22 protein-coding genes are annotated in these 26,784 nt (G+C 37.5%); 7 read left to right on the top strand and 15 right to left on the bottom strand.

Annotated elements, in window-relative coordinates:
• The first annotated feature begins 155 nt into the window (after positions 1-155).
• Positions 156-1,433 (top strand): L-lactate MFS transporter, encoded by a 1,278-nt coding sequence (locus LC814_RS00445; protein WP_226064388.1) that lies wholly within the window; start codon positions 156-158, stop codon positions 1,431-1,433.
• Between the two features lie 39 nt (positions 1,434-1,472).
• Here the strand turns inward: LC814_RS00445 and LC814_RS00440 are convergent, their stop codons facing one another.
• From LC814_RS00440 to LC814_RS00375, 14 genes are all read right to left on the bottom strand, one after another.
• Positions 1,473-2,474: an NADP-dependent oxidoreductase gene (locus LC814_RS00440; RefSeq protein WP_226064387.1), complete on the bottom strand. Its 1,002-nt coding sequence runs from the start codon at positions 2,472-2,474 to the stop codon at positions 1,473-1,475.
• 65 nt (positions 2,475-2,539) lie between these two features.
• Entirely contained in the window at positions 2,540-4,099 is a 1,560-nt protein-coding gene (locus LC814_RS00435; RefSeq protein WP_226064386.1) for a bifunctional metallophosphatase/5'-nucleotidase, read from the bottom strand.
• A 292-nt stretch (positions 4,100-4,391) separates the two neighbouring features.
• Positions 4,392-5,819, bottom strand: coding sequence for a pyridoxal phosphate-dependent decarboxylase family protein (locus LC814_RS00430; protein WP_226064385.1), 1,428 nt, complete (start codon positions 5,817-5,819; stop codon positions 4,392-4,394).
• Positions 5,820-6,008: 189 nt separating this feature from the next.
• Positions 6,009-6,446: a carboxymuconolactone decarboxylase family protein gene (locus LC814_RS00425; protein WP_226064384.1), complete on the bottom strand. Its 438-nt coding sequence runs from the start codon at positions 6,444-6,446 to the stop codon at positions 6,009-6,011.
• A 152-nt stretch (positions 6,447-6,598) separates the two neighbouring features.
• Positions 6,599-7,645: a flavin monoamine oxidase family protein gene (locus tag LC814_RS00420; RefSeq protein WP_226064383.1), complete on the bottom strand. Its 1,047-nt coding sequence runs from the start codon at positions 7,643-7,645 to the stop codon at positions 6,599-6,601.
• Between the two features lie 49 nt (positions 7,646-7,694).
• A complete protein-coding gene (rlmF, locus tag LC814_RS00415) occupies positions 7,695-8,663 on the bottom strand; it encodes a 23S rRNA (adenine(1618)-N(6))-methyltransferase RlmF (protein ID WP_226064382.1) in 969 nt (322 codons plus the stop codon).
• Positions 8,664-8,858: 195 nt separating this feature from the next.
• A complete protein-coding gene (gene chrA, locus LC814_RS00410) occupies positions 8,859-9,989 on the bottom strand; it encodes a chromate efflux transporter (protein ID WP_226064381.1) in 1,131 nt (376 codons plus the stop codon).
• A 26-nt stretch (positions 9,990-10,015) separates the two neighbouring features.
• On the bottom strand, positions 10,016-10,510 hold the full coding sequence (locus tag LC814_RS00405) for a hypothetical protein (protein WP_226064380.1): 495 nt from the start codon (positions 10,508-10,510) through the stop codon (positions 10,016-10,018).
• Positions 10,511-10,643: 133 nt separating this feature from the next.
• Positions 10,644-11,354, bottom strand: a complete 711-nt coding sequence (locus tag LC814_RS00400; protein ID WP_226064379.1) for a VIT1/CCC1 transporter family protein — start codon at positions 11,352-11,354, stop codon at positions 10,644-10,646.
• 68 nt (positions 11,355-11,422) lie between these two features.
• Complete coding sequence (locus LC814_RS00395) at positions 11,423-12,340, bottom strand: metallophosphoesterase (RefSeq protein WP_226064378.1); 918 nt, start codon at positions 12,338-12,340, stop codon at positions 11,423-11,425.
• 57 nt (positions 12,341-12,397) lie between these two features.
• Positions 12,398-12,910 carry a GNAT family N-acetyltransferase gene (locus tag LC814_RS00390; protein WP_226064377.1) on the bottom strand — a complete coding sequence of 171 codons (513 nt, stop codon included), beginning with the start codon at positions 12,908-12,910 and terminating at the stop codon, positions 12,398-12,400.
• 131 nt (positions 12,911-13,041) lie between these two features.
• Positions 13,042-14,400 (bottom strand): oxygen-independent coproporphyrinogen III oxidase, encoded by a 1,359-nt coding sequence (gene hemN, locus LC814_RS00385; protein ID WP_226064376.1) that lies wholly within the window; start codon positions 14,398-14,400, stop codon positions 13,042-13,044.
• Between the two features lie 158 nt (positions 14,401-14,558).
• Positions 14,559-15,587, bottom strand: coding sequence for a WD40/YVTN/BNR-like repeat-containing protein (locus tag LC814_RS00380; protein ID WP_226064375.1), 1,029 nt, complete (start codon positions 15,585-15,587; stop codon positions 14,559-14,561).
• A 45-nt stretch (positions 15,588-15,632) separates the two neighbouring features.
• Complete coding sequence (locus LC814_RS00375; protein ID WP_226064374.1) at positions 15,633-17,111, bottom strand: amino acid permease; 1,479 nt, start codon at positions 17,109-17,111, stop codon at positions 15,633-15,635.
• A gap of 228 nt (positions 17,112-17,339) precedes the next feature.
• On the opposite strand from LC814_RS00375, the gene LC814_RS00370 reads away from it, so the two are divergent.
• The 3 genes from LC814_RS00370 to LC814_RS00360 all read left to right on the top strand — a co-directional run bounded on the left by LC814_RS00370 (position 17,340) and on the right by LC814_RS00360 (position 18,769).
• Entirely contained in the window at positions 17,340-17,948 is a 609-nt protein-coding gene (locus tag LC814_RS00370) for a Crp/Fnr family transcriptional regulator (RefSeq protein WP_226064373.1), read from the top strand.
• A gap of 70 nt (positions 17,949-18,018) precedes the next feature.
• The gene (locus LC814_RS00365) at positions 18,019-18,330 is read left to right on the top strand and encodes a rhodanese-like domain-containing protein (protein ID WP_226064372.1); all 312 of its coding nucleotides are present in this window, start codon (positions 18,019-18,021) and stop codon (positions 18,328-18,330) included.
• Between the two features lie 4 nt (positions 18,331-18,334).
• Positions 18,335-18,769, top strand: coding sequence for an OsmC family protein (locus LC814_RS00360; protein WP_226064371.1), 435 nt, complete (start codon positions 18,335-18,337; stop codon positions 18,767-18,769).
• A 75-nt stretch (positions 18,770-18,844) separates the two neighbouring features.
• Here the strand turns inward: LC814_RS00360 and LC814_RS00355 are convergent, their stop codons facing one another.
• Positions 18,845-20,692, bottom strand: a complete 1,848-nt coding sequence (locus LC814_RS00355) for a Xaa-Pro dipeptidyl-peptidase (protein ID WP_226064370.1) — start codon at positions 20,690-20,692, stop codon at positions 18,845-18,847.
• A gap of 336 nt (positions 20,693-21,028) precedes the next feature.
• Here LC814_RS00355 and LC814_RS00350 point away from each other — a divergent pair, with 336 nt between their 5' ends.
• The 3 genes from LC814_RS00350 to LC814_RS00340 all read left to right on the top strand — a co-directional run bounded on the left by LC814_RS00350 (position 21,029) and on the right by LC814_RS00340 (position 26,766).
• Positions 21,029-22,324, top strand: coding sequence for a TolC family protein (locus LC814_RS00350; RefSeq protein WP_226064369.1), 1,296 nt, complete (start codon positions 21,029-21,031; stop codon positions 22,322-22,324).
• Positions 22,325-22,417: 93 nt separating this feature from the next.
• A complete protein-coding gene (locus LC814_RS00345) occupies positions 22,418-23,494 on the top strand; it encodes an efflux RND transporter periplasmic adaptor subunit (RefSeq protein ID WP_226064368.1) in 1,077 nt (358 codons plus the stop codon).
• A 26-nt stretch (positions 23,495-23,520) separates the two neighbouring features.
• Positions 23,521-26,766: an efflux RND transporter permease subunit gene (locus LC814_RS00340; RefSeq protein WP_226064367.1), complete on the top strand. Its 3,246-nt coding sequence runs from the start codon at positions 23,521-23,523 to the stop codon at positions 26,764-26,766.
• Positions 26,767-26,784: the final 18 nt, after the last annotated feature.

The following is a 26,784-nucleotide window of genomic DNA, read 5'->3' as shown; positions in this document are numbered from 1 at the left end:
CTAAATCTTATTAATGATGACATTCGCATTTAAAGTTGGAAGAATTGTTAATCAATGGGTAAATATCATGTTTTATAGTGGTGTAAATTCATACTGAATGACATAAATAAGGGTAAATTTAAAGTTCGAAATATTAGCCAAATAAAGCTTAGAAAATGCATAGAACAGACTCTAATCGATGGTTCATCGCAATAACGGGAACGCTGTTGCAAGTCGTTTTGGGAACGGTTTACGCCTGGAGTTTTTTTCAAAAACCCATCATGACCGAATATGGCTGGACCAATGTTCAAACGATGTGGATTTTCAGTATCGCTATTCTTTTTCTGGGTTTGTCTGCTGCGGTTGGTGGAATAATTCTGCCTCGTTTTGGACCTCAAAAACTCGCCACAATCGGCGTCATGCTTTACGGTTTCGGTTATTTAATCAGCGCTTATGCAATGTCCATCAGCAATTTGCCTCTTTTCTATCTTGGCTTCGGTGTCGTAGGTGGAATCGGTCTGGGCTTAGGTTATGTGACTCCAGTTGCAACTGTTTCAAAATGGTTTCCAGACAAAAAAGGTTTAATTACCGGAATGGTTGTAATGGGTTTTGGAATTGGCGCTTTGCTCATGTCGAAAATGATTGCGCCGATCTTTATAAAATTGACGGATGGAAATATGGTGCACGTTTTTATTTATATTTCAATTGCACTTTTTGTGATTGGGATTCCCGCAGCCTTATCCATGAAAAATCCACCCGTAGATTTCAGTCCTAAAGGTTATATCAGTCCTGCGGATAATCTTTTAAATCAGAAATTTGAGAATGAATTGACCCTAAAACAGAGTTTATTTTCTTCTAAATTCATCGGCATGTGGTTCGTCTTTTTTTTAAATATCTCAGCAGGAATTATGTTTGTCAGCATGCAGTCACCGATGATTCAGGATTTGTTCGCTCAGAAAGATTCAACCATGACTACAGAAAGTTTAGCAGTTGCAGGTGCATCGTTAATTGCGGTCAGTTCTTTATTTAATGGAATTGGGCGGTTTCTCTGGGGCGGCCTTTCTGATAAGCTGGGAAGAATTCAGGTTTTCCGCTTGATTTTAGGTTCGCAGATTTTGGTTTTCATTTTATTAATCTTCATCAACAATCCTTATATTTTCGGAGCTTTAGTATGTTATATATTACTTTGCTACGGCGGAGCATTCGGCGCAATGCCATCTTACATCCTTGATGTTTTCCATGAGAAATTAATGCCTGTAATGTATGGTGTTATTTTAACCGCTTGGTCATTTGGTGGAATTGTCGGGCCACAAGTAGCCGCTTTTATCCGTGATTTTTACAGCTCGAATCCAGAATTAATTGGGTCGAGAACGTATCTTACAGGAACGCTATTTTTAGGAATCGGATTTATAATTACCCTACGGCTAAGTAACAAACCCATTACGAATTCATAAATACAATTTTATAGAATGAGATGGTCGTTTTTAGAGATTTTAGTTCACTTTCACTATGACTTTTCCCTTGGCGTGACCGCTTTCTAAATAAGCAAGAGCTTCATTGGTTTTTTCAAAAGGAAAAATTTTGTCAATAACCGGTTTTATAAGGTCTGCTTCTATTAATCTCGCTATCTCTTCCAACTGACTTCCACTGGAATCCATCAATAAAAAAGAATAATCAACCTGATGTTTTTTTGCCTGTCGCCGAACCTTAGCACTCATAAATTTTACGCCCATTCTCATGATCCAGTTCATTCCCCATTCTTTGGCAAATTGGGGATCAGGCGTTACAGAAATAGAGATGATTTTTCCGCCTGGCTTTAAAACGCTCATCGATTTTATTAATGTTTCTTCATCTTGCGTATTCAAAACCAAATCGTAATCTTTCAGAATATCTTCAAACTTTTGAGTCTTGTAATCGATAAGGATATCAGCTCCGAGGTTTTTTAACATTTCAAAATTTTTGGTGCTCGCCGTTGTAGCAACCGTTAAACCTAGATATTTTGCAAGCTGAATTGCAAAAGTTCCAATACCGCCTGATCCGGCCTGAATGAAAACCTTCTGCCCTTTCTGAAGATTCGCTCTTTTAAAAATCTGCCAACAGGTAAGGCCAACCAAAGGAATTGAGGCAGCTTCTTCCATGGTTAAATTCTTTGGTTTTAGAGCGACATCATTTTCGTTTAAAGCGAAAAATTCGGCCAGTGTTCCAATACCGCTACTTTTATCCGGACGGAAATAAACCTCATCTCCAGGTTGAAAAAGTGTTACTTTCGAACCAATTTTAGATACAATTCCTGCCCCGTCATTTCCTAAAATTAAAGGAAATTTATAGGACAGAATTATTTTCATGTCGCCATGCTTTACTTTAATATCAATAGGATTTAAACTGGCAGCTTTCATTTCAATTAAAACATCATTTTCACCTAAAATAGGCAATGGAATTTCACCACAGATTAAAGGTGTTTTTTTATCATATTTAGTAATGAAAAAAGCTTTCATAATAATATTTTTTAGAAGAATGACCGATTTAAAAATAGGAATTTGAACTGGAAAATAACTTAAAATTATTTCCCCATTTCTGATAGATATTTAATGATTGCGAGTCTTGAATCAGATCTTATATCAGAAGAACTTGTGGGCGCCGGATAAATTTTACTAATATCAGGATTGTCTTTGTTTAAAAAGCCCATATTTGCTTCACCACCGGTCATTAAGAAATCCGCTAAACCTACATGATAAGATTTTTTCAAATCAATTGGCGCGTCTTTCAAAGTCCAGATTTTCGTTGCCGGATTATAATTGACTGCGGAAGAATATTGAAGAAAACCGCCGGAACCAACATTATTACGGCCAGCTTCTAAAACTTTAATGAGGAGACTTCCTTTCATATCCACTTCCATAATCGATCCACCATAAGGTAAAGTTCGGATAATATCATATTCGGTAATCGGCATTTGAAGAACATCATCCACGCGAATTGAGCCGGAATTAAGAAGCACTACATCAGCAGTCGGAACCGCTTTCTCCATCGCTGAAACTATAATTCGTGTTAAGTTTGTTTTTCCACTTCGGATCATTTCTTCGCGGCCATCTAAAGGTTCGCCCGCTTCTCGGACTACTCTTTGCGCATTGAAACCAAGTGCTTCATAATTAGTTTCCCCAATATTCATCCATTTTTTCACCACCAGTGCTGTCGCGGGATCTTCTGCAATGGAGGTGTCAATCATCCGTAATTCTGGAATGACAGATTTGGTCTTATTTTTCACATCAATCGTGAGGTAATTAACATAAGCTGACTTGGCGTTGGCGTGCGCTTTTGTGATATAAATGTCACCTATTTTTTTAAACTGCATATCGTGTTCGTGCCCGCCCATAATTAAAGCTAAACCTGGTAATCGGCGTGCCAAAATACTATCTTGGGCTACCGCAAGATGCGTGATGGCGACAACTGCATCGCAGGAATTCTTGAGTTGATTGTACAATTTTTCAGCAGCTGCAAATTTATCGGTATAGGTTACGTAATCTGCTTTATTAAACGGAATGGTCAAACCGATAAATCCAATTTTTGCTTTGGTACCATCTTGATCCTGAATATTCATAATATAGGTTTCAGGAAAAGGTTCTTTGCCCGAGGAAGTTATTTTTACAAACGGCAAAACACCAGTAGCTGTTTTGTGAAAAGTATTGGAAGCGATCCACTTAAATGTAGACTCATTAATTCTGTCCTGCAATTCATCTTCCTTAATATCAAACTCATGATTTCCAAAAACTGCCAAATCTAAACCTGCAGCATTTAAGGATTCTACCATTTGTCTTCCGCGAATACGTTTGCCGTCATACTTCAGACTGTTATAAACAGACGGACTTAGAAAATCGCCTGCCATCACCATCACCGTATTGGGATTTTTGGTGAGTTCTTGCTTCTTCAAAGTGGCTACGCGCGCTACTCCACCAATTTTACCGCCTTGCATGGGAGCAATTTCATAAACGTCGTTGATTTGGACGAAAGTGATGGTTATTTTACCATCATCTTTAGGCACAGTTGACGCTGTATTTACAGATTTGCAGGAAGATAAAACCAATGCAAAAATTAAAGCATAAAACGGAATTTGTGTTTTCATCATGATAAGTTTGAGATACAAGTTATTATTAATTAACCGCTTACACAAATTTGATCAGCGATCCTTGGTTTACACCTCACTTTAAGATAAAATACAATCCCTCGCGTGAGGGAGAAGGTGGAACTCTTTTTGCGGAACGAAGTGGAGCAAAAAAGTGGGAACCGGATACCGACTTTTCTTTTTTTTTGAGGGGATTGCGCTGGCAAAAAAAAAGAAAAGACACGCCCAAAAAACTTATAAAAAACGTCTCTTAAAAATATTCAAGAGAGGTATTATTTAGATGTGTTAAATTGAACTATTTTACTTTCGCCAAACAATTTTTAATCATTTCTACAGCTTCGTCAATAATCTCTTTCTTCGTTCTAAAAGCCAAAATCGCAATCCGAATAACGAAACGATTATCGATGATTGAGGAAGATAAAAAGACAGAACCGTCCGCGTGAATTGCATCCATCAGTCGTTTATTTTTTTCATCAGCCTCATTTTCGAAAGGATACCAAAAATAACTGACCGACAAATCGGGATCTGGTCCTAAACAAAAACCGAGTTCTGCCAATTGATTTCTAAAATATTGAACGAGTAATAATTTCTCCTCCAAACACGCGATAAAAGGCTCAATCCCATGCATTTGCAAAGGCAACCAAACGCGAAGTCCACGGAAATGTTTGGTCAATTCGGGGGAAACATTGGCGGGACTCTTCAGCATTTCTTCTTGTGCTCCATCTTGCATATAATTCGCCGTATAATAATTGGAGTGTAAAACGGCAGTACTGTTTTTAATCAAAACCGCCCCAACACCGTACGGCAGGAACAATCCTTTGTGCGGATCGATAATCATAGAGTCTGCTCTTTCGATTCCTTTGAAGAGTTCTTTTTTAGAAGTCAGGATGAAAAATCCACCGTAAGCCGCATCTACATGAAACCACATCTTGTAATTTTGTGCGATGTCGGCAATTTCGTCTAAAGGATCAATCGCCCCGGTATCAGTAGTTCCCGCGGTCGCAACGACCATGAAAGGTTGAAGTCCAGCAGCGATATCTTTTTGAATGAGTTCTTCTAGAGAATCTGTTTTAATTTTATGATGAGAATCCAGAGAAATATAACGAATAACAATATCTTCCAATCCGATAATTCGTAAGGCTTTTTGCGTGGAATGATGAACCTGTTCACTTAAATAAACCACGTTTTTTGGTATAAGTTCATTCTTCACTTTATGGTGATCTCGTGCGGCAGTGAATGCAATCAAGGTAGAAATGGAACCTCCAGAAGACAAGCAACCGACGGAACTTTCGGGAAATGAGAAGACGTTTTTTAGCCAATTAATGACTTCATTTTCAATCGTTGCTGCACCGGGAGACGCATAATGAACGCTGGCATATGGATTGGTAATGGCAGCAATAAAATCAGCCAGTGCTGCAGTAAAAACGCCACCGCCCGGAATATAACCGAGATGTTTTCCCGAGGCTGCGTTGATGCCGGTTTCTGCAACTTGCTTTTGATACAAATCGAGAAGTTCTGGGAGCGATCTTTTTTGATTTGTTATTTCTAAAGACGTGGCCTCTTTATCTTGAAACGCTTTAACAGAAGAAAGTCCAGCGATAAATTGATTGGCGTAATCGGTTACGTTTTCAATCATTTCTAAACGTTCGGATTCGGGCGTTTCGAGTAATTGACTGGTCTTATTTAATTCGGTTAGTTTTAATAATATTTCGTCGGTATTCACAATAAAGATTGTTAATTATTTATGATAAAGGCATCTGCACTTTTAATAAAAATCCATTTAAACACAAAACAGCGCAAAGAGTTTTAATATTGATGCCAATAAATTACGTTCGCAGAAACGTTTTACTCGGGAAAGGATTTGTATTTTTTAGAAATTATTAAAAATTTAAAATACAAGAAATTAAATTCTTTAATCTAAAGGCATTCTGGTCGTAATCGCAATTCTGTTCCAACCATTGATGGCGACTACGGCCATGATAACAGCGCATAATTCATTTGGAGTTAAATGATTTTCAGCCTCTTTATAAATATCGTCGGGAACGTTCCCATCTGTAATTAAAGTCATGGCTTCGGTCAAGGCTAAAACCGCTCTTTCTTTGTCGGTAAAAAGTTCTGTTTCCCGCCAGGCATTTAATAAATATAAACGCTGTGGTGTTTCTCCAAGTTCTATGGCATCCCGCGTATGCATATTAATGCAATAAGCACAACCGTTGATCTGCGACGCTCTGGTTTTTATCAGTTCATAAAGGTTCTTATCCAATCCACTTTGAGCGAGATATTTTTCTAAACCAATCATGGCTTCGTAGGCTTTGGGATCTACTTTTGAGACGTTTATTCTGGATTCCATTTTTAAGGTGATTTATCAGTTTGATTTATAAGAAATGATTAAAATTCCGAGGAACTAATTTACTGAAATAATTCCCTAAAAACTTTTAAGTAGATCGAATTTAATAAAGGATTTTTCTAGATTACGTTATCAAATTCTACTGAAACCATGATCTATTTTTGGGATGCTGAAATTAATTTTTCTGCCGCTAAATTTCCAGAATAGACCGCGCCATCCATATATCCAGGAAATTCTGCCGAGGACTCGGAACTAGAAATTACCATTCGATCTTCAAAATAAGAGGGAGAGAAAATCGGGTTTCCATTATTTTGATGCGGATAAATTGAATAACTAGAAGATGAAAAAGTATATTCTTCGCGACTCCAAATGCATTCCTGATAATCTAAAAATCCTTCAGCCTGAATTCCAAAAACATTTTTTAGTTGTTTCATCACCAAATTACGGCGTTCTTCAGAATTGAGATTTTTAAAATTGGAACTCATGAAACCACAAAGTGCGTATTTAGAACGCTCATGATTACAATGATCATAAAATTCGGTTACAGGTCCGGAATTGCTGAAGAAAGTTGCCGGTATATTTTCATCTCGCCAAAAAGGTCGCGCATAAGTCAAAGCAATTTTTATCGAATCTTCCATCCACGTGTGGGTTTGCGCTGCAATAGCAAGTAATTCCGAAGGTAATTTTGGTTCAAAATCTATTTTTGCCCACAACTTTGGCGGAATTGCGAGCACAACATGTGTTCCTATAAAAGTATCATCTGCAATAATCTGAACTGCATGGTTTTGAAAATGAATATGTTCTACCGCTTGATTGAATAGTACATCTTCAACTTCCAGGTTTTTATACAACGTCTCAATTAGTTTCGACGTTCCACCTGAGATTCTATAACTCGGTTGCTGTTTCGGAATTTGCATCTTCTGCACAGGAAACTGAGGATTTTGCTGTAAAAACACGGCTTCATCCATATGTTGCTCGAAGTATTCTAAACCCAACTCGTTTAAAAGTGAAATCAAATTTGTATGTGGTGAACTAAACCATGTGGCACCCATTTCTACAGGGGTATCTTCACTCCCAAAAACGGTATTTATTCTGCCACCCAATCTTGAGCGTGCTTCAAGAACTTTAAAGGCAATTCCCGCCTTATTTAAGCGATATGCCGTCAACAGGCCCGACAAACCCGCGCCAATTATGATGATCATTTAATGAAATATTAATTGTTAAAAGGAAAATTGTCGTTTCCTGACTAAATTATTGTTTCTTTCTCCAACGGGATTCCCGCCACTCTTTTTGGTCTTCTTTAGAGAGGAAAGTCCAGGCGATAATTCGGCTAGATTTGTTGCCTGTGCCAAGCGGAATTGTTTTAAGTCCAGTAACTTCCATATCATTCAGTGCTTTGTAGATTCCTTTCAAATTTGATTGTTTTGAAACTAAAGTTGAAAACCAATAACAGTTCTGGTAGAAATCTTTACTTTCGGAAATCATTCGGTGAATGAAAGCAGATTCGCCGCCTTCATAAACCAGTTCGCTGCTGAGGCCTGCAAAATTAAGTTCTGGTTTTATAATTTTTTTGCCGGAGAGATTCTGAACTTTCCGCCGAGATCCTTTTTCGGCTTCTTCAACCGATGCGTGAAAAGGTGGATTACAAATCGATAAATCGATTTTTTCGTCCTCAGAAATTATTCCCTTAAAAATTTGATCTGAATTTTCTTGAATTCTCAGCGTCACTTTATCACTTAAGGTTGAATTTGCATCCACAATTTTTGTTGCAGATTCTATCGATTTTGGATCAACGTCTGATCCGATAAAATTCCAATCATATTCGGAAACTCCGATGAGTGGATAAACGGCGCTCGCCCCAACACCAATATCAAGGCAGGTAATTTGAGCACCTTCAGGAAGAGTTCCAAAGTTACTCTGCTCCAGCAGATCTGCCATATAATGAATATAATCTGCTCTTCCCGGAATTGGCGGACACAAATTTTCATCTGGAAAATCCCAGTTTTTAATGCCATAATAATGACTGAGAAGCGCTTTGTTTAATAATTTCACCGCTTCAGGATTTGCAAAATCAACGGAATTCTCCCCGAATTTGTTGGGTTTTATATGATCTTTTAAATCAGGTTGAGCAACTATCAATGCATCCAAATCATATCTTTCTCTGTTTTTATTTCGAATATGAAGCCTTACTTTTTCTGGAGTTTTTTTTTCTGCTGACATAATTTATGGGGAAATATTAGAGGGAATTTTAATTCTTAATTTTTTTTTAAACGACGAGCAAACGCATTTAAAAACGATAAAATAAAAATTTTAATGTATTAAAATTTTAATGTGCGAAATTTAAGGAAAATGTTTCTACATCCAATTCAAAACCAAAATCTATTGCTGTTTTTCCATAAATCGTGATTTATTATTCTAAGTAAATGTCAATAAATATCCGATCAATGAACCGCCTAAAACAATGAATGCACTGTTTATTTTTCGGTAGCGAAAAGTAACTGCAATACTTAAAATTGCAATTGCAATTGTGCGCCAGTCATTAATAGAATCTTTTCCCATCGCGAAACAAACCGAAATAATTATGGCAACCGATGCCACATTTACCGCATCTAAAAATGCTGAAAACAATACAGAACTTCGCATTTTTTTAACCAAAGGATTAAGGAACGCCACAAAAACAAAAGACGGCAGAAAAATAGCAATCGTTGAAATTATCGCACCAGACAATCCGTTGATTTGATACCCGATAAATGTTACGGAAGAAAAAACTGGTCCCGGCGTAAACTGTCCAACCGCGATGGCATCGATGAGTTGTTGTCTTGTAATAATTCCGGTCGAAACCAATTCAGTATCAATAAACGCAAAAAGCACATATCCGCTGCCGTAAAGGATCGCACCAATTTTTAGAAATATCCAAAAGAGTTTTGCATTGGTAGCCGATAGAAAACCTGTATTGACGATTTCTAAAAATGTTAATGGAAGGAAATTGTGGATATTTTTTAATTTATTATTTCTAATGTACGCCAGAAATAGAGCCAAAAATCCTGCTCCAAACATGAGGTAGATTTCATAGAAATTAAAGAGTGAACCCAGTAAAACTACGAGTCCGATAATTCCTAATTCTATCGATTTTAGAGATCTTTTCGCTAAAGGATAAACAGCCCCCAAAATAATCGCGATGATCGCTGGCTTTATTCCGTAAATAAATGGTTGAACTTCCGGAAGTTGCCCGTACAGTTTATACAGCCAGGCAAAAATGCCGGTAAGAAAAACAGCAGGCAGAATAAAACAAAGTCCCGCGATTATTAATCCTTTCCAACCGCCTTTCTCGTGGCCGATATGAATTGCCATTTCGGTACTGTTGGGACCGGGAATTAAATTGGTAGCTCCGATCAAATCAAGGAAATGCTGCTCTGTTAACCATTTTCTTTTGACCACTACTTCATCCTGCATCATGGCAATGTGTGCAGCAGGACCGCCGAAACCAATAATTCCGAGTTTTAGAAAAAGTTTTGCGATTTCCCTTAAGTTACCTTCTTCACTCATTAATTATATTTAAAACAATTCGCCCATTATTTTCCCACTTGATTCATAAAATCTTGATTACTAAATGGTGGCTGATCCGGAATCTTTACGACAATAAATTCGAAATTGGTAGTACGATGACACTGATTGCAGGTATGTGTGAGGGAAATAAAACTGCGTTTAAATAGTGCCGGATTCTTTTTCTTAATTGCAAAATTAACGCTGTCTAACGCGGGATTAATCATGTCGATCATTTCGCTTTCTTTTCTTTCCTGTTGGTATTTTTTAATATTATCGATGGCTTCCATGATTTCATGAATTTCAAAGTCAGCCAGTTTCCAGTTTTCATTTTGACCTGCAAACCACAATTTATTGTGATGAATCTGGATCCCACTCATAAACTCGCCGAAACCGGGTGTATAACTGTCTGCAACTTTTTTATCTAATGGATTAACACGCTCTTGTAAAATCTTATTTTCATCGGTTTGCTGCGTGCAGGAACTGATTGCAAAAACAAGTAGAATTAGAATAAATTGTTTCATGATTTAATTTTTTAGGGATGGTAATACGCACAGAAGTCTAAAAATATCAGTTAATTTTTCAACAAAAAAGTCAATTCAATAAATTAGTTCCTTGCAAAGTTTGAGAAGGAATGAATATTATAGTGCGGAAAAATTAAACATTAACACCAAAAAGATAACCTACAAATGCAGATAATCCCATGGCAATTGTCCCCCAAACCGTCACTCGTAGGATAGCTTTTAATATACTTGAACCCCCAGTTTTTGCGGCAAGGGCTCCCAAAATAATAAGCGAAACAATGGTGAAACCGTAAAGCCAGTATTCCATTCCTTGGAGCGGTGCGAAAAGTACGACCAAAAGCGGTAAAACACCACCGGCAACAAAAGAGCTTCCCGATGCTAAAGCTGCCTGAATTGGATTTGCCTGACTAATTTCGTTGATCCCCAATTCATCCCGAACGTGCGCGCCTAAAGCATCAAATTCCGTTAATTCTAAGGCAACTTGCATCGCAGTTTCTTTTTTCAAACCACGTTGCTCATAGATTTGCGCCAACATATTCAGTTCTTCTTCCGGCATGTCTTTTAATTCCTGCTTTTCTCGCTCTATATCTGCAGTTTCAATATCAGTTTGGGAACTTACCGAAACATATTCGCCGGCTGCCATTGATAAAGCTCCGGCAACCAAAGCGGCAACCGTTGCCAAAACAATGGGTTCTGTTGTTGTACTTGCTGCTGCCACACCGATGGCTAAACTGGATACGGAAATTATTCCGTCATTTGCGCCCAAAACTGCGGCTCTTAACCAATTGCTGCGGTGAATGTAATGGGAATCTAGATAATTGTCGATGTTGATATCTGTTTTCATAATGAGAATTCCGATGGTTGATTTATTAATAACATGACGTATAAATTTACGATTATAAAATAGAAAATTTAGACAAACTGTAAATTTTCCTTTCTCAATTTAGATTCTCCCGCAAACCTATAGGAAACTAAATAGCCGTTTTTCGCGACACTGTAATCTAAGCAGCAAACATTCTCCTTATTTAATAAAGGTTTCCCTTTCAGCCAATAATGTCCAAAGAAAACTGGCCTTTGATCTTGTTTGTAATAATCCGCACTTTTTAAAAAATTCAAATCAACTTTGGTGTCAGGTAGATTTTCCAGAGGCTCAACGCTGATTTCTTTATAAGTCATTTCTGCCGGATCTTCCCACCATTTTATTCTGATTTCATTTCGTTCCGTTCCATCTTTATCAGTAAAAGATAATCCTTCTGGCAACTTAATCTCTTTGCCTTTTAAGGTTTGGTCAATGGCTTCATTCAGTTCCGTACCTTGTTTTACCGATTCGATTATTAATTCATCTGTCAAACAATTATTCACCAATCTGGTTTTTAAATAATCAATTATTTTCCTGTCCCAACAAGCATGAACGGCGCGAAATTTTTCAGTTTCATAAAAGAGTGGCAACGTTTTAAACCACTCTAAATATTCTTCGTATTCTTTTTGTCGATTTTGAAATTGCTTAAGCGTTTCATAATGTTGAACAATATTTTTAATGAGATGCTTTCTTAAATGTCCACCGTCAGTTTCCTGAAAATGAAAACAAATTGCGTTGTATTCGTGATTACCCATTAATGCAATGGCACTTCCATTTTCAACCATCGATTTTACAATTTCTAAAGTCTCTCTGATCTTCGGACCTCTGTCGATATAGTCACCAACGAACAAAACGGTCCTATCTGGCTCTGAATGCACGTAGAAATTATTGGGTTTCGAATATCCCAATTTCAGCAGTAATTCTTCGAGTTTGTCTGCATGTCCGTGAATGTCGCCGATAAAGTCAATCATTAATTTTTAAGTTTATACTGATGTTCACTCTAAATTGAAGAAGACGATGTTTGATCATTAGTGAATCTCGATCTCAAAGAAGCAGACATCTGCGTCATGATAATGGGCTTGCAATTCAGAAGAATTTTTCAGTTTTTTCATTCCTAAAAAATTAAATCCACAGCTTTTATAATGGTTAATCAGGCGATCATTTTGTCCGCATGTATCCATTCGCACGAACTTTTTATTTTCTTTTTTGGCGAAATCTTTAGACCAGTCGGCGATAAGCTGAACAAAATTATTACCTCTAAAATCTGGATTTGTAGCAATGCGATGAAGGTAAATCGCATCATTGTTTTCCCGCTCTTCCCAAATTTGTTCATCATTATACGTAATCGCCCAAATACAGGCAATTTTATCGTCGATCACTATTTTGAACTGTCTGTTTTCAATGACTTCTGTCGCGATAAAATCCTGGTCGAATTCTGGCCAGACATTTCCGGGAAATGCAGTTTTTTGATAATCCGTTGCAAGATCGTAGAGTCGGAAAATTTCTGGAATGTCGTCGAGCGTACTGTTGGAAATGGTCATAAAAAGGAAGTTTTAAAATACTTTATTCCCCTAAAGATAGTAAAATATGATGAGAAATTATAAATCAATGAGGTAACGAACTTCATCAATTATTAAACAAAAAAAGCGACTTTTTCAAGTCGCTTTCTGTATTATATCGTCATCGAAAAAATTCGCGTTTCGGGTTTATTTCGCAGCATTCTTAAATCAAAAGTCATGGCGACATTTCGGGTGAACGCACGACCTTTATCCGTAATTTTTATGGTATTGTCTGAAATCTCAACCAAACCATCAGCTTCCATTTCTTTCAATGATTCTAAGGAATTTTCGATTTCTGGAAAACTATTTTGTAAATCCCACGAAGTTTCTAAACGGCACATTAAATTCAAAATATGTTTTCTGATGATTAAATCTTCATCATTCAAAACGTGACCTTTTACGACTGGAATAATTCCTTCTTCGACGATTTTCTGATATTCCTCCACACTTTTATGGCTCTGCGCAAAAGCATACCAGGAATCTGAAATCGCCGACATTCCCAAACCAACCATTAACTTGGTTTTACTGGAGGAATATCCCATAAAATTACGGTGAATATCGCCCGAAACCATCGACTGGTAAAGATCGTCGTGCGGCAACGCAAAGTGATCCATTCCCACTTCAATATAGCCTAACTCTTCCAACAGTTTTTTTCCATTGGTATAAAGCTTTCTTTTTTCTTCGCCACTTGGTAAATCATTTTCATCGAAACCTCTTTGTCCAACGCCTTTAATCCAAGGAACGTGCGCGTAGGAATAGAACGCCAATCGGTCTGGTTTTAATTCTAAAGTTTTTCGAATCGTAAATTCCATTTTCTCCCAAGTATGGAAAGGAAGTCCAAAAACCAAATCGTGAGAAACTCCTTTATAACCAATTTCACGCGCCATTTCAGTCACATTCTTTACATTTTCAAAAGGCTGAATTCTATTGATGGCTTTCTGAACTTGCGGATCGTAATCTTGAACACCGAAACTTGCACGTCGGAAACCTAAATCATATAAAGTCTGCAAATGCTCTCTGGTCGTGTTATTCGGGTGTCCTTCAAAAGAAAATTCTGGATTTTCGGCAATTTCTGCTTTGGCAAAAATACCTTCTAATAATATTCGCAAATTTTCCGGCGAAAAAAAAGTGGGTGTTCCGCCACCTAAATGGAGTTCTTTAATCTTCGGAGTTCTGCCAAATAAATTCACGTATAAAGCCCATTCTTTTAAAACAGATTCCAGGTACGGCGTTTCTACGGAATGTTGTTTCGTAATTCTCTTATGACAAGCACAAAACGTACAAAGTTTTTCACAAAATGGCAAATGAATATAAACGGAAATTCCTTCAGAATCATTGGTTTCATTAAAGGTACGGAGAACAGATTGTTGCCAAAGATCGCTCGTGAAACTGGCATCATCCCAAAAAGGAACGGTTGGATAAGAGGTATATCGAGGTCCGGGAATATTATATTTATCGATCAAAGAATTCATTTCGAATTATATTTTTTAGAAAGATTTCAGAAATTCATTTTGAAATTTCACTTTGCAAAAATACGAAATAAGTTAGGAGTGCTGAAATGAAGACATAGAAGTTCTAAATACTTATGATGAGTTTTCTCAGGTTTTAAGAAATGATCTTCGATATAATTTTACAGAAATGTAGTATCAATCTTCATTTTGATGATTCTATTTTTTCCCGCGAAAACCAATGTGTTTTCATCAACCCAATCGCAAACATATAAACCTTGTTCCTCGGAAATCGTTTTCCAGGTTTTACCATAATCATTAGAAAATTCTATATTCTGATCACCAACTGCGATGATGTCTTTTCCTTTGGATCTCGGTCTGAATTTGACGCAGGTCTTGTAACCGCCATTTTTTCCGGACGCCTGAATTTGCCACGTTTTCCCACCATCAATTGTAGTAGCAATATTATTAATATTTTCTGCCTGTTTGGTGTAATCACCGCCAACTGCGATTCCAAAATTTTCATTATAGAAGTCGATGGAATAAATTCCCTGCGAGGAGGTTCCTTGTATGAACGGAGTGTCTATCAACTTCATTTTCCCAGTTCTTAAATTTATTTTAATAATTCTGGAAGCCATTCCACCCGTTGCTACCCACATATTTTTTTTAGAGGATGCAATATTGGTATTACTCGCGGCAAAAGCGGCTTCACCTTTTTTCAATTCTAAAAGTTCTTTATCCAGAAATTTGATTTTAAAATTTTTACAATCCGAGAATCTCGCAAATTTCAATTTTAAATTGTCTTCCGGATCGCTAAACGCGTAAAAATATTTTCTGTGGAAATATAAGGCATCGTAAAAGGCATTTTTAGAAGAATCAGTATGCATAATCTCTGACTGAAGCGTGGACTTATTAATTTTAAAAAAGTAAGCAGGACTTTCTATATTAATAGCGTAAAAATCAGTATTGTTCTGGGCTAAGGTTCGAAACTGTAAATTCTTCTCCGACAATCTCATCTGCTTTTTATCTGCAGAATCACTTAAACTGACGAACCCAAATTTAGACTCCGTGCCGGAATACCAAACTTTACCATCATCAATCTGCAAAGCGCGTATTGAGATATTATCTTTTAATAAAGTTTGAATTTCTATTTTTTGGGCAAAATTCCAAAAACTGAGGAGAAAGAAATTAAAGAGAAGAAATCTTTTCATAGTATTACCTATTATAAAAATCCCACCATAAAGGTGGGATTTAATTTATTTATGGTCATTCATTTTAGAATGTTTTTTACTGTAGAAGAAATAAATAAGCAATCCAAGCGCGAGCCAAATTCCTAGACGCTCCCAACTTTCTATCGGTAATCCAGCCATCAAAGCGACGCAGATGATTACCCCAAGAATTGGTAAAAACGGAACCAATGGAACGCGGAAACCACGCACGGCATCTGGATTTGTTTTTCTCATCACGATCACACCGATACATACTAGGGAAAAGGCGAACAAAGTCCCGATACTTACCATGTGACCCAGATCCGAAACCGGTACAAATCCTGCGAAAAGACTTACAAATATCATAAAGATAATATTGGTTTTCCACGGCGTGTGCGTTTTTTCACTTACATCGCTGAAAAATTTTGGCAATAATCCATCAACACTCATGCTGTAGAAAACACGGCTTTGCCCCATTAACATTACCAACATTACTGAGGTATATCCTGCAATAATTGCGATGGTTAAAGCGGAGTTAAGGAATGTATAACCCGTTTTAGCAAAAGCGGTAGTCACTGGACTTGCGTCTCCTTTAAAGTTTACATAATTTTCTAAACCTGTGAGTACATAAGAAAACAGGACATATAATATGGTACAGATAATCAATGAACCGATAATACCGATCGGCATTCCTTTCTGCGGGTTTTTCGCTTCTTGGGCTGCGGTACTTACCGCATCAAAACCGATGAACGCAAAGAATACAACACCTGCTCCTCTCAAAATTCCACTCCACCCGTAATGGCCGAAATAGTCACTTTTGAAAAATTCAAAAAAGCTCATTTTACCTTGGTCCATTAAAACTTCTCCCTGATTAATTGGGATGAAAGGTGTATGGTTTGCAGGATTGATAAAACCCCATCCTAGCGCGATAAATACTAAAACTACGGTAACCTTCAGGATTACTAAAATATTATTTATTAAAGCCGATTCTTTTGTTCCCTTAATTAAAAGTAAGGAAAGTAGACATATAATTAATATTGCAGGCAAATTAACATAACCTGGAGTTTCATCCCAAGGTCCATGTAATAATGCGTTTGGCAAAGTGATTCCAAAACTCAACATAAACTTAGCCACATATTGCGACCAGGAAGCTGCTACTGTAGCGGCTCCAAGCGCATATTCCAACACCAAATCCCACCCGATAATCCAGGCCATAAATTCACCCATTGTCGCATAAGAGTACGTATATGCACTACCTGCGACAGGAATCATAGAGGCAAATTCTGCATAACACAAACCTGCAAATGCACACCCGAGAGCGGCTAAAATAAAGGAATATACTACGGCAGGTCCTGCATTATCTGCAGCCGCAATACCTGTTAAAGAAAATAAACCCGCTCCGATAATCGCTCCAATTCCCAAAGCTACAAGAGAAGTGGCGCTCAGCGTTCTTTTCAACCCCTTTTCGGAGTCTTCTGCCGTTTCCAAAAGCTGGCTTAGAGATTTCGTTTTCCAAAGATTTGACATTTTTTATTTGTTTAAGATTCCCAAAAATATAAAAATTTAGTAATTATTAACGTTTTTAGTTCAAAAATTTTTCAATAAACACTTTTAAAATGGGTAAAAAGCTGACTTTCATAATATAGAAGAAAAACGAACTCCCATTTTTATTATATAATTATAGCCATAGAATTGGAATGACAATGTCCCTTTTATTGACATGATATATTTTGTATATTTTATTACCTTTAAGTTATGATTTTAAATGATATTTTCCAGTCTGATTTAGTTAAAGAAATTGAAGATTCCGGCAACCTGAAACATTTTCTAGCCGGCGAAACCATCGTCAATATGGATTCGTATATCAAACATATTCCGGTGGTTATTTCCGGAAGTATTAAAGTCATTAGAACTGAAGAAGACGGTCGCGAAATTCTCCTTTATTATCTAACGCCTGGCGAAAGCTGCATTGTTTCTATTCTTTCAGGAATGAAGAACGAAACTTCGAAAATAAAAGCGATCGTAGAAGAAGACGCAGATATCATGTTGATTCCCGCTGATAAAGCCAAAAAATGGGTAAAAAAATATCCAGACTGGACGGAATTTATTTTTGATCTCTATCAAAAACGTTTTGAGGAATTACTCGACGTGGTGAATTCTGTGGCTTTTCAAAAAATTGATACCCGACTTTTACACCTCATCAAACAGAAATCTCAATTATACAATTCCAAAGAAATTTCGGTAACTCATCAGCAATTGGCGGATGAACTTGGAATTACACGTGAAGCAACAAGCCGAGTTTTGAAACAAATGGAAAAAGACCATCTTCTTATTCTTTCCCGAAATAAAATTGAGCTTCTGTGATATAGATTACTGTAGCTAGAACTTTGCTGACCTAAATTTGCAGTATTAAATCAATCAAATACTCAAAATTATGTTAGATACTATTAATCAATTTTTTGGCTTCACAAAAACAGATTACGCAGACCTTGTAAAAAAAGGCGCAGTTATCCTTGATGTTCGCAGCAAAGGCGAATTTGCGGGTGGACATATTAAAGGTTCCATCAATATTCCGGTGGATCAACTTCAAAATAATCTTTCAAAATTAAAGGATAAAAACAAAACCATTATTACGTGTTGCGCTTCTGGAATGAGAAGTGGATCTGCGAAAACGATTCTTTTGAATAACGGTTATACCGACGTTCATAATGGCGGCGGTTGGGGAAGTTTAAACGGTAAAATATAAAATCATGGATGCACATTTTTATAACGTAAATATTTCGTGGACGAAAGACAGACAAGGAGAAATGTCTTCGCCAGAGTTGTTAACTAAAGTAGAGATTGCAACTCCGCCACAATTTCCAAAAGGCGTGGAAGGAATTTGGTCTCCGGAACATTTATTTACTTCAGCAGTTGCGAGTTGTCTGATGACGACTTTTTTATCCATCGCGGAAAACTCTAAATTAGAATTTACTGGTTTCTCTTGTAAATCCAGCGGAAAATTGGAACAGGTAGAAGGGAAGTTTTTAATGACAGAAGTTATCTTAGAACCAACCGTTACAATCATCAATGAAAGTGATCGCGAAAAAGCAGAACGCGTTTTGCAAAAATCAGAACAACATTGCTTGATTTCGAATTCGATTAAATCGAAAATCACGATGAATACAACGATTGTTACCATTTAAAAACAAACCCTCATATATTAAAAAATGAAACCCCGATTACTCGAGGTTTCATTTGTTTTAATAGACGTACTAAATTTAATTAGTACTGATTGCATCCGAAAACGCTTTCTGGCCACCCACAATTGGTAATGTTAATTGAGTGCCTTCCAAATCAACTGTCAATTTGGTTCCTGGCTCTGGGTGTAAGGTGAATTCTTTATCACTGGAAAAAATCAATAATCCTATTTGTTGGCCTTTTTTAATGATTTGATCATCGGGTTGTAAATCGAAAGAAACTTTATAGAATTTTCCTGGAATTAACGGTTCCCCTTTTCTAATTGATGCATGGTTTTGTGGGTCAGCCCAACCACGGGTAATGATATTGTCCGTAATTTTTGTTTGTCTTCCTTCATTCCACGGTAGTGAAACCAACCAAACCGATAAGTTTGCTGCAGGTTTGCTACTGGCTAAATTAATGGTGATCTGAGGAACTCCAGATAGATGAACATCTTTTGTGAGTTTTGGACTAACATAAAATAAACGGTGATCGGTATTTTCTGCTCTGGCTAAACTTTCACCCGTAAATGAATAATTATCAACTAAGGTTTCTTTCCCTTGATTGGATGATGAGATGGTTGTTAAACCACCAACTTTTGGTGCACCTTTCGTTAAATAAAAAGAAACTGGTTTCGCTTCCGGATTTGGAAAATCTTTGTACGGAGTTGGATTATTAACATCATCATTTTCCCGAACGATAAAGGCTTTATTTTCTTCCTTTTGGATTCCATTATCAATCCCAAATAAATAATGGGTGAACCATTTATTCATCATTTCCAATGGTGGCTGTCCGCCGTGACCATTTTGGTGGTAATAAATTGCGGTTTCTAAACCCATTTCTTTGGCTTTCTTATAAATGCGGTAACTATGCTCCGGCATTACATTCCAGTCGTTGAAGCCATGAGTCATTAACATGGCAGCTTTCATGGGTTTCATCTGATTAAGATAATCACGTCCAGCCCAAAAATCATTATAGTCGCCCGTAATCCGATCTTGACCGTTTTTCATTTCGGTGTCCCGAATTTTCGCGTTGCTGTAAGCGCGTTTCGATTCATCTCCACTGTGAATAAAATCATACAAAACATCGATGTCTTCACCTAGATAACCTCCGGGAGAACGCACTAATCCATTGGACCGGTAATAATGATAATAAGAGGTGTTTGGAGCAATCGGAATGATCACTTCTAAACCTTTTACTCCTGTCGTCGCTGCGGCAAGTGGAATGGTTCCATTATAAGAAGTTCCCGTCATGCCTACTTTTCCAGTCGCCCAGTAGGCTTTCACTTTTTCATTTCCGTCCGCAGAGGTATATCCGTTTGCGCGTCCGTTGAGCCAGTCGATAACCGCTTTTGGAGCTAAAGATTCGTTCTCGCCTCCAACGGTCGGTGAACCTTGCGATAAACCAGTACCTGGAGAGGAGGAATGAACCACAATAAAACCTCTTGGAACCCAAGTTGCAATTTGGGAGTTTGAAATAATTGGACGTTTACCTGTTCGAACCACTTCTGCGTGAACACGCGCTTTTCCAGCTTGTCCCAATTCATGATTAACATCCCAAAAACCACCTTCTACATCTGGTGCGACCCCAGAATAATAAGGACTCGATTCATATATTACTGGTAGTTTCAATCCCTCTGTTTCGGTTTGATAAGGTCGCGTCACATCCACGTACATCCGATCCTTCTTGCCATCACCATCGGTGTCAAATGAAGTTTCCACCCAAAGATCAGTTCTGATCCATTTTTCAGCATCGGTAAATTCTGGAACAATTTGAGCCTGTCCATTTTCAAAAACAGGGACGGCTTTCACCGTAGTCTGTGCATTTGCAGAAAGGAAAGGAACCGTTAGAAGGAATGATAAGAACGTTGATCTAATGAGTCTATTCATGATATTTTTTGTCATTTTAAGATTTACTATTTTAAAAGTTTCCACAGTTCAAGAAAGTGAAAAGTTTAGATGATTTAAATTGATGTTAAAGATATCACTTCCTACGAAACGGGAAAATTTATTCTTAAAATATTTACGCACACGGATTACATGGATTTGCACAGATTTTATAATCAGTAAAATTCTGTCTTCTAAAGTAAAAGATTCATCCGTGTAAATCTGTGAAATCCGTGCGACACAATAACCGCTAATTTTCACTATTAATAGATTCACTGTAACATTTGTCACTGTGCACGATAATTTACTGCAATACTTTTGTCATCAAATAAATGACACATGAAAAAAGTATTATTTCTACTATTTATATCAACAAAATTTTTCGCTCAGGATACCATTCAGATTTCTAAAAAAGATTTAGAATCCAGAATTGAAGGTCAAAACCTCTCCGTGAAATTGGCGAATGATGAAGTGAATTCTGCACAAGCCGGTTTGTTGCAAACTCGCGCCATATATTTACCCAACGTAACTGCGTCTTACACGGGAACTGCGACGAATAGTCCTTTAATGGCTTTCGGAACAAAACTCAATCAATCCAGAATTACGATGATGGATTTCGATCCAGAACAATTAAATAATCCTGATAACATTTTCAATTTTGCGACAAAATTAGAAGTGCAGCAACCGATTTTTAATAAAGATGCCATTTATCAGAAAAAAGCGGGCGAAGTGAAAGTGGATGTTTTGAAAATAAAAGCAGAACGCACCAAAGAATATCTCCAGTTTGATTTGAATAAAGCCTATCTGCAATTACAAATGGCATATAAAGTTGTGAAAGTTTTAGAAGAAGCCAAAAATACAACGCTTGCCAACAAAAAAGTGATTGATAATTATTACAAAAACGGAATGATCCAGAAATCTGAAGTTTTGTACATGAACGTAAGAGTTTCTGAGATTGAAAGTCAAATTCAATATGCAAAATCGAATGTGAGAAATGCTTCAGATTATCTCTATTTTTTATTGAATGAAGATTCCGAAAATAAAGTGTTCAAACCAATCGACGAGTTTTTTTATCAGGAAAATATCTTAGAGCAAAATCCAAAACTCAACGGAAACAGAAAAGATTTGCAAGCCTACGAGAAATCTTTGGAAGCCTACGATTATATGATGAAATCTGCAGATGCAAAGTTTTTACCCAAATTAAATGCCTTTGGAAGTTTTGAATTAAATGATAATAAAGTCTACGAATTCAACGGTAATGGCTACTTGGTCGGATTACAATTATCCTGGAATGTTTTCGATGGGTATAAAGCCAAAAGCGAAAAAGAAGTTTACAAAGCAGATCTCTCGAAAGCACAAACCGAAATTCAGCAATATCAAAAACAAAATCAGTTAGAACTCAACAAATCGTATCGCCAAGTTTTAGATGCGGACAACAAGGTTTCCTTAACCAAATTATCTTGGGATCAAAGTGCAGAAGCCTACAGAATCCGTAAAAACAGATACGATCAAGGTTTAGAAAAATCTTCTGATTTACTTTCTGCAGAAACTCAAATGTCTCAGAAAAAACTTGAATATCAACAGGCGATTTTCGAATATAATTCGGCGCTGGAATACTTTAAATTTTTACGATAGAACTTAGATATGAGAAATTAGACATTAGACAATATTCTAACCTATAGTTTTCTCACATCTAACTTCTAAAATCTAACCTCAAAAATCTATAAAATGAAAATATTAGTTTACTCCGTCCTACTTTTAGGATTAACCATGAGTTGCTCGGCAGACGAAAAAGATGCAACACTGAAGCAGACTCCAATTCAAGTAACCGTGAATCAATCCGGGAATAATTCCGAAGGTGGTTATGCAAGCGCAAGTGGAAAATTAGTCGCGAAGAACACCGTGAATGTAAGCACCAGAATGATGGGTTACATCACGGGAATGAAAGCCGAAGTTGGACAAAATGTAAGTGCGGGACAATTATTGGTAAGCATTAATTCCACAGATATTCAGGCAAAAGGCGGACAAGCCAATGCGCAAATTTCTCAAGCACAGGCAAGTTTTAATATTGCTAAAAAAGATTACGAGCGTTTCTCGAATTTATATAAAAATCAAAGTGCTTCTCAAAAAGAACTCGATGATATGAGAGCGCGCTACGAAATGGCTCAAGCCGGTTTGCAAGCCGCACAAGCGATGAAAAGCGAAGTGAATTCTCAGTATCGCTACACGAATATTACGGCACCCATTTCCGGAGTAATCACGGCGAAATATGCAGAACAAGGCGATATGGCAAGTCCGGGAATGCCTTTACTTACAATCGAATCACCTTCTGCTTTACAAGCACAAGTTTTGGTTTCGGAACAAAACATTACCCAAATCACTCAAGGAATGCCGGTAAAAATTACTTTGAAATCGACGAACCAGGAAGTGGGTGGAACGGTTGCAGAAATCAGCAAATCTTCCACGAATACGGGTGGACAATATATGGTGAAAGTCAATGTTTCGGGCAGTCAAAATTTATTGCCGGGAATGTTTGTCAATATTCAATTTCCATTTAAAAATTCTGGAAAAGTGAACCAGGATTTTCAGGAAGGCGTGATGATTCCTAAATCTGCATTGGTAGAAAAAGGTCAGTTGACGGGAGTTTACACTATAAGTTCAAAAAATACGGCAGTTCTTCGCTGGGTGAAAATAGGAAAAGATTTTGGTGATCAGGTCGAAGTTTTATCTGGACTTACTTCCAAGGAACCTTACATCGTCTCAGCAAACGGAAAACTCTATAACGGAGCCAAAGTAAAACAATAATCTCCTCAATTATTTAAATTAAAATTATGCAACAAGGAATAGCAGGACGTATTGCCGAAGTCTTCATCAATTCAAAACTATCAATTCTGTTGATGGTCGCGTTGATGGCGATTGGGATGTACAGTTCGACATTAATACCGAGAGAAGAGGAACCACAAATTATTGTTCCGATGGCCGACGTAATGGTTGGTTATCCCGGCGCAAATCCTACGGAAGTAGAAAATCGCGTGGTGAAACCTTTGGAAAAAATCATTTCAAACATCAAAGGAGTCGAGCACGTTCACAGTATGGCGATGAATGGAAAAGCCATGATTATCGTGCAGTTTTACGTGGGTGAAGACACCGAGCGTTCTTACGTGAAACTCTACGATGAGATGATGAAAAATAAAAACATCTTTCCAAAAGGAGTTTACGAACCTTTAATTAAAACCCGTTCCATCGACGATGTGCCGATGTTGGGATTGACGCTTTGGAGTGAAAAATACAGCGATTTTCAGTTAAGACAAATGACCGAAGAACTTGCTTCAGAAGTCAAAAAAATTAAAGACGTTTCCCTAACCAACGTGATTGGCGGAAGAAGTCGACAGTTGCAAGTAATCGTTGACAAAGATAAAATGGCAGAATCCAATGTTGATGCATTGGGAATTATGCAGATGATTCAGGCCAATAATGGTAGTTCGCAATCTGGAAGTTTCGCGAGCAACGATCAGGAATATTTGGTAACGACGGGCGAATTTTTAAATTCTGCGGAAGATGTTGGAAACCTGGTCATTGGGACTTCTCAAAATATGCCGGTTTATTTAAAACAAGTGGCAAAAATTGAAGATGGACCTTCCTCAACAAAAAATTACGTGAATTTCGGTTACGGAAACGCAACTGAAAAAGGCAAGAGTTTTTTATCAGAATATCCTGCCGTGACGCTTTCTATTAGTAAAGTAAAAGGTGCCGATGCGATGAAAATTTCGGAGGAAGTTTTGGATCAGGTTGAAACTTTAAAGAAAACTTTGATTCCAGATGATGTGCATGTAGAAGTGACGCGAAATTACGGTGAAACGGCTTCTCATAAAGTATCTGAATTAATGAGCCACTTGGGAATTGCGATTGTTGCAGTGACGCTCTTGGTGATGCTTGCAATGGGATGGAGAGGCGGTTTAGTTGTGTTCTTTTCAGTACCATTAACATTTGCACTAACGCTTTTCGCCTATTACATGTTGGGTTATACGCTGAATAGAATTACACTTTTCGCCCTTGTTTTCGTAGTGGGAATCGTAGTCGACGACAGTATTATTATTGCGGAAAATATGCACCGGCATTTCCACATGAAGAAATTACCGTTTAAGCAAGCCGCAATTTTCGCTATTAATGAAGTTGGAAACCCGACGATATTGGCAACATTCACCGTAATTGCAGCGATTTTACCGATGGCATTTGTATCCGGAATGATGGGACCTTATATGTCGCCGATGCCGATTGGTGCTTCGATTGCGATGTTGCTTTCTCTTTTTGTGGCCTTAACGATTACCCCTTATTTGGGTTTCCATTTATTAAAAGTAAAAGACAGCGAGGAACATAAAGAAGAGCAAGGTTTAGAAACCGGTTTCATCTATAAAATTTACAAAAAGATTGAGCAGCCTTTGCTTGATAATAAAAGAAAAAGATGGACCATGCTCGGAATTACGGGTGTTTTATTGATGATTTCGATGTTTGCATTTGCGGCAAAATGGGTGGCGGTGAAAATGCTTCCATTTGATAATAAAAATGAAGTGCAAGTTGTGATCGATTTACCGGAAGGAACGACTTTAGAAAGGACTGCTGCAGTAACTCAAGACATTGCACAATATCTGAAAACCGTGCCGGAAGTAGTGAATTACCAATCTTATATTGGGTCCGCTTCGCCGATTACCTTTAATGGTTTGGTTCGTCATTACGATATGCGTGGAAGCAGCAATACTGCAGATATTCAGGTGAATCTTTTGCATAAAGAAGATCGAGAAAATCAAAGTCACGATGTGGCGAAAATTATTCGTCCAGAAATTCACAAGATTGCTAAAAAATATGGCGCAAATGTGAAAATCGTAGAAGTTCCACCTGGACCACCCGTTTTATCAACTATTGTTGCGGAAGTTTACGGACCAGATTATGACGAGCAAGTTCGAATTGCCGATGAAGTTAAGAAAATCCTAATCAATACCGATGATGTCGTTGACGTAGACTGGATGGTTGAATCTCCACAGACAGAATTTAAAATCGTAGCCGATAAAGAAAAAGCAATGTTGAACGGTATTGCACCTCAACAAATTGTTGGAAATCTTACTTATCTGATTGGCGAACATTCGGTCGGTAATCTATTTGACCCAAAATCAAATGACGCGGTTGACATCGTAATGAAACTGAATGATGGTGATAAAACCAGCATTTCTGACATTACTGATTTAAAAGTGAAAGGTCAGGCAGGAATGGTTCCGGTGAGTGATATTGTAAAAGTTCAACGCGAAACTTTAGAAAAATCAATTTACAGAAAAGACCAAAAACGCGTGGTTTATATTCTGGCAGATATGGCGGGAGGATTAGAAAGTCCGGCGTATGCGATTCTCGGAATGGATGAAAAATTAAAAAACATCAAACTTCCAGCGGGATATTCCTTGAACGAATTGTATATGAACGCGCCAAAAGACGAATCAGATTACACCGTGAAATGGGACGGTGAATGGCAAATTACGTTGGAAGTTTTCCGAGATTTGGGTGTTGCATTTTTAGTGGTAATCCTGATTATTTATATGCTGATAGTGGGTTGGTTCCAAAACTTCAAAACGCCAATTATGATGATGATCCCTATTCCACTTTCGTTGGTTGGGATTGTACTCGGACACTGGCTGTTAGGCGCTTTCTTTACCGCAACATCGTTTATTGGAATGATTGCTTTAGCCGGAATTATGGTGCGAAACTCGATACTTTTGATTGACTTTATTGCAATTCGATTGAAAGAAGGAGCGCCCATAAAACGAGCGATCATCGAAGCCGGAGCAGTGAGAACGACACCGATTCTTTTAACAACCGGAGCGGTTGTGATTGGAGCTGTCGTAATTTTATTCGACCCTATTTTCCAAGGATTGGCAATTTCATTGGTATTTGGAGCGATCGTTTCGACGCTCTTAACATTGATTGTGATTCCATTGATTTATTATATGTCTGAAAAGAAAAAATGGATTCACAACGAACCTGCAGTTATCGAAGCAGAATCCAATTCCATTGAAGAAGATCTTCAGGACTAATTAACTTATTTCTCTGCC

The organism is Kaistella polysaccharea, from assembly GCF_020410745.1.
Classification (GTDB): domain Bacteria; phylum Bacteroidota; class Bacteroidia; order Flavobacteriales; family Weeksellaceae; genus Kaistella; species Kaistella polysaccharea.
Note: the sequence above shows the minus strand (reverse complement) of the source record. Positions and strands in the feature narration are given on the sequence as shown.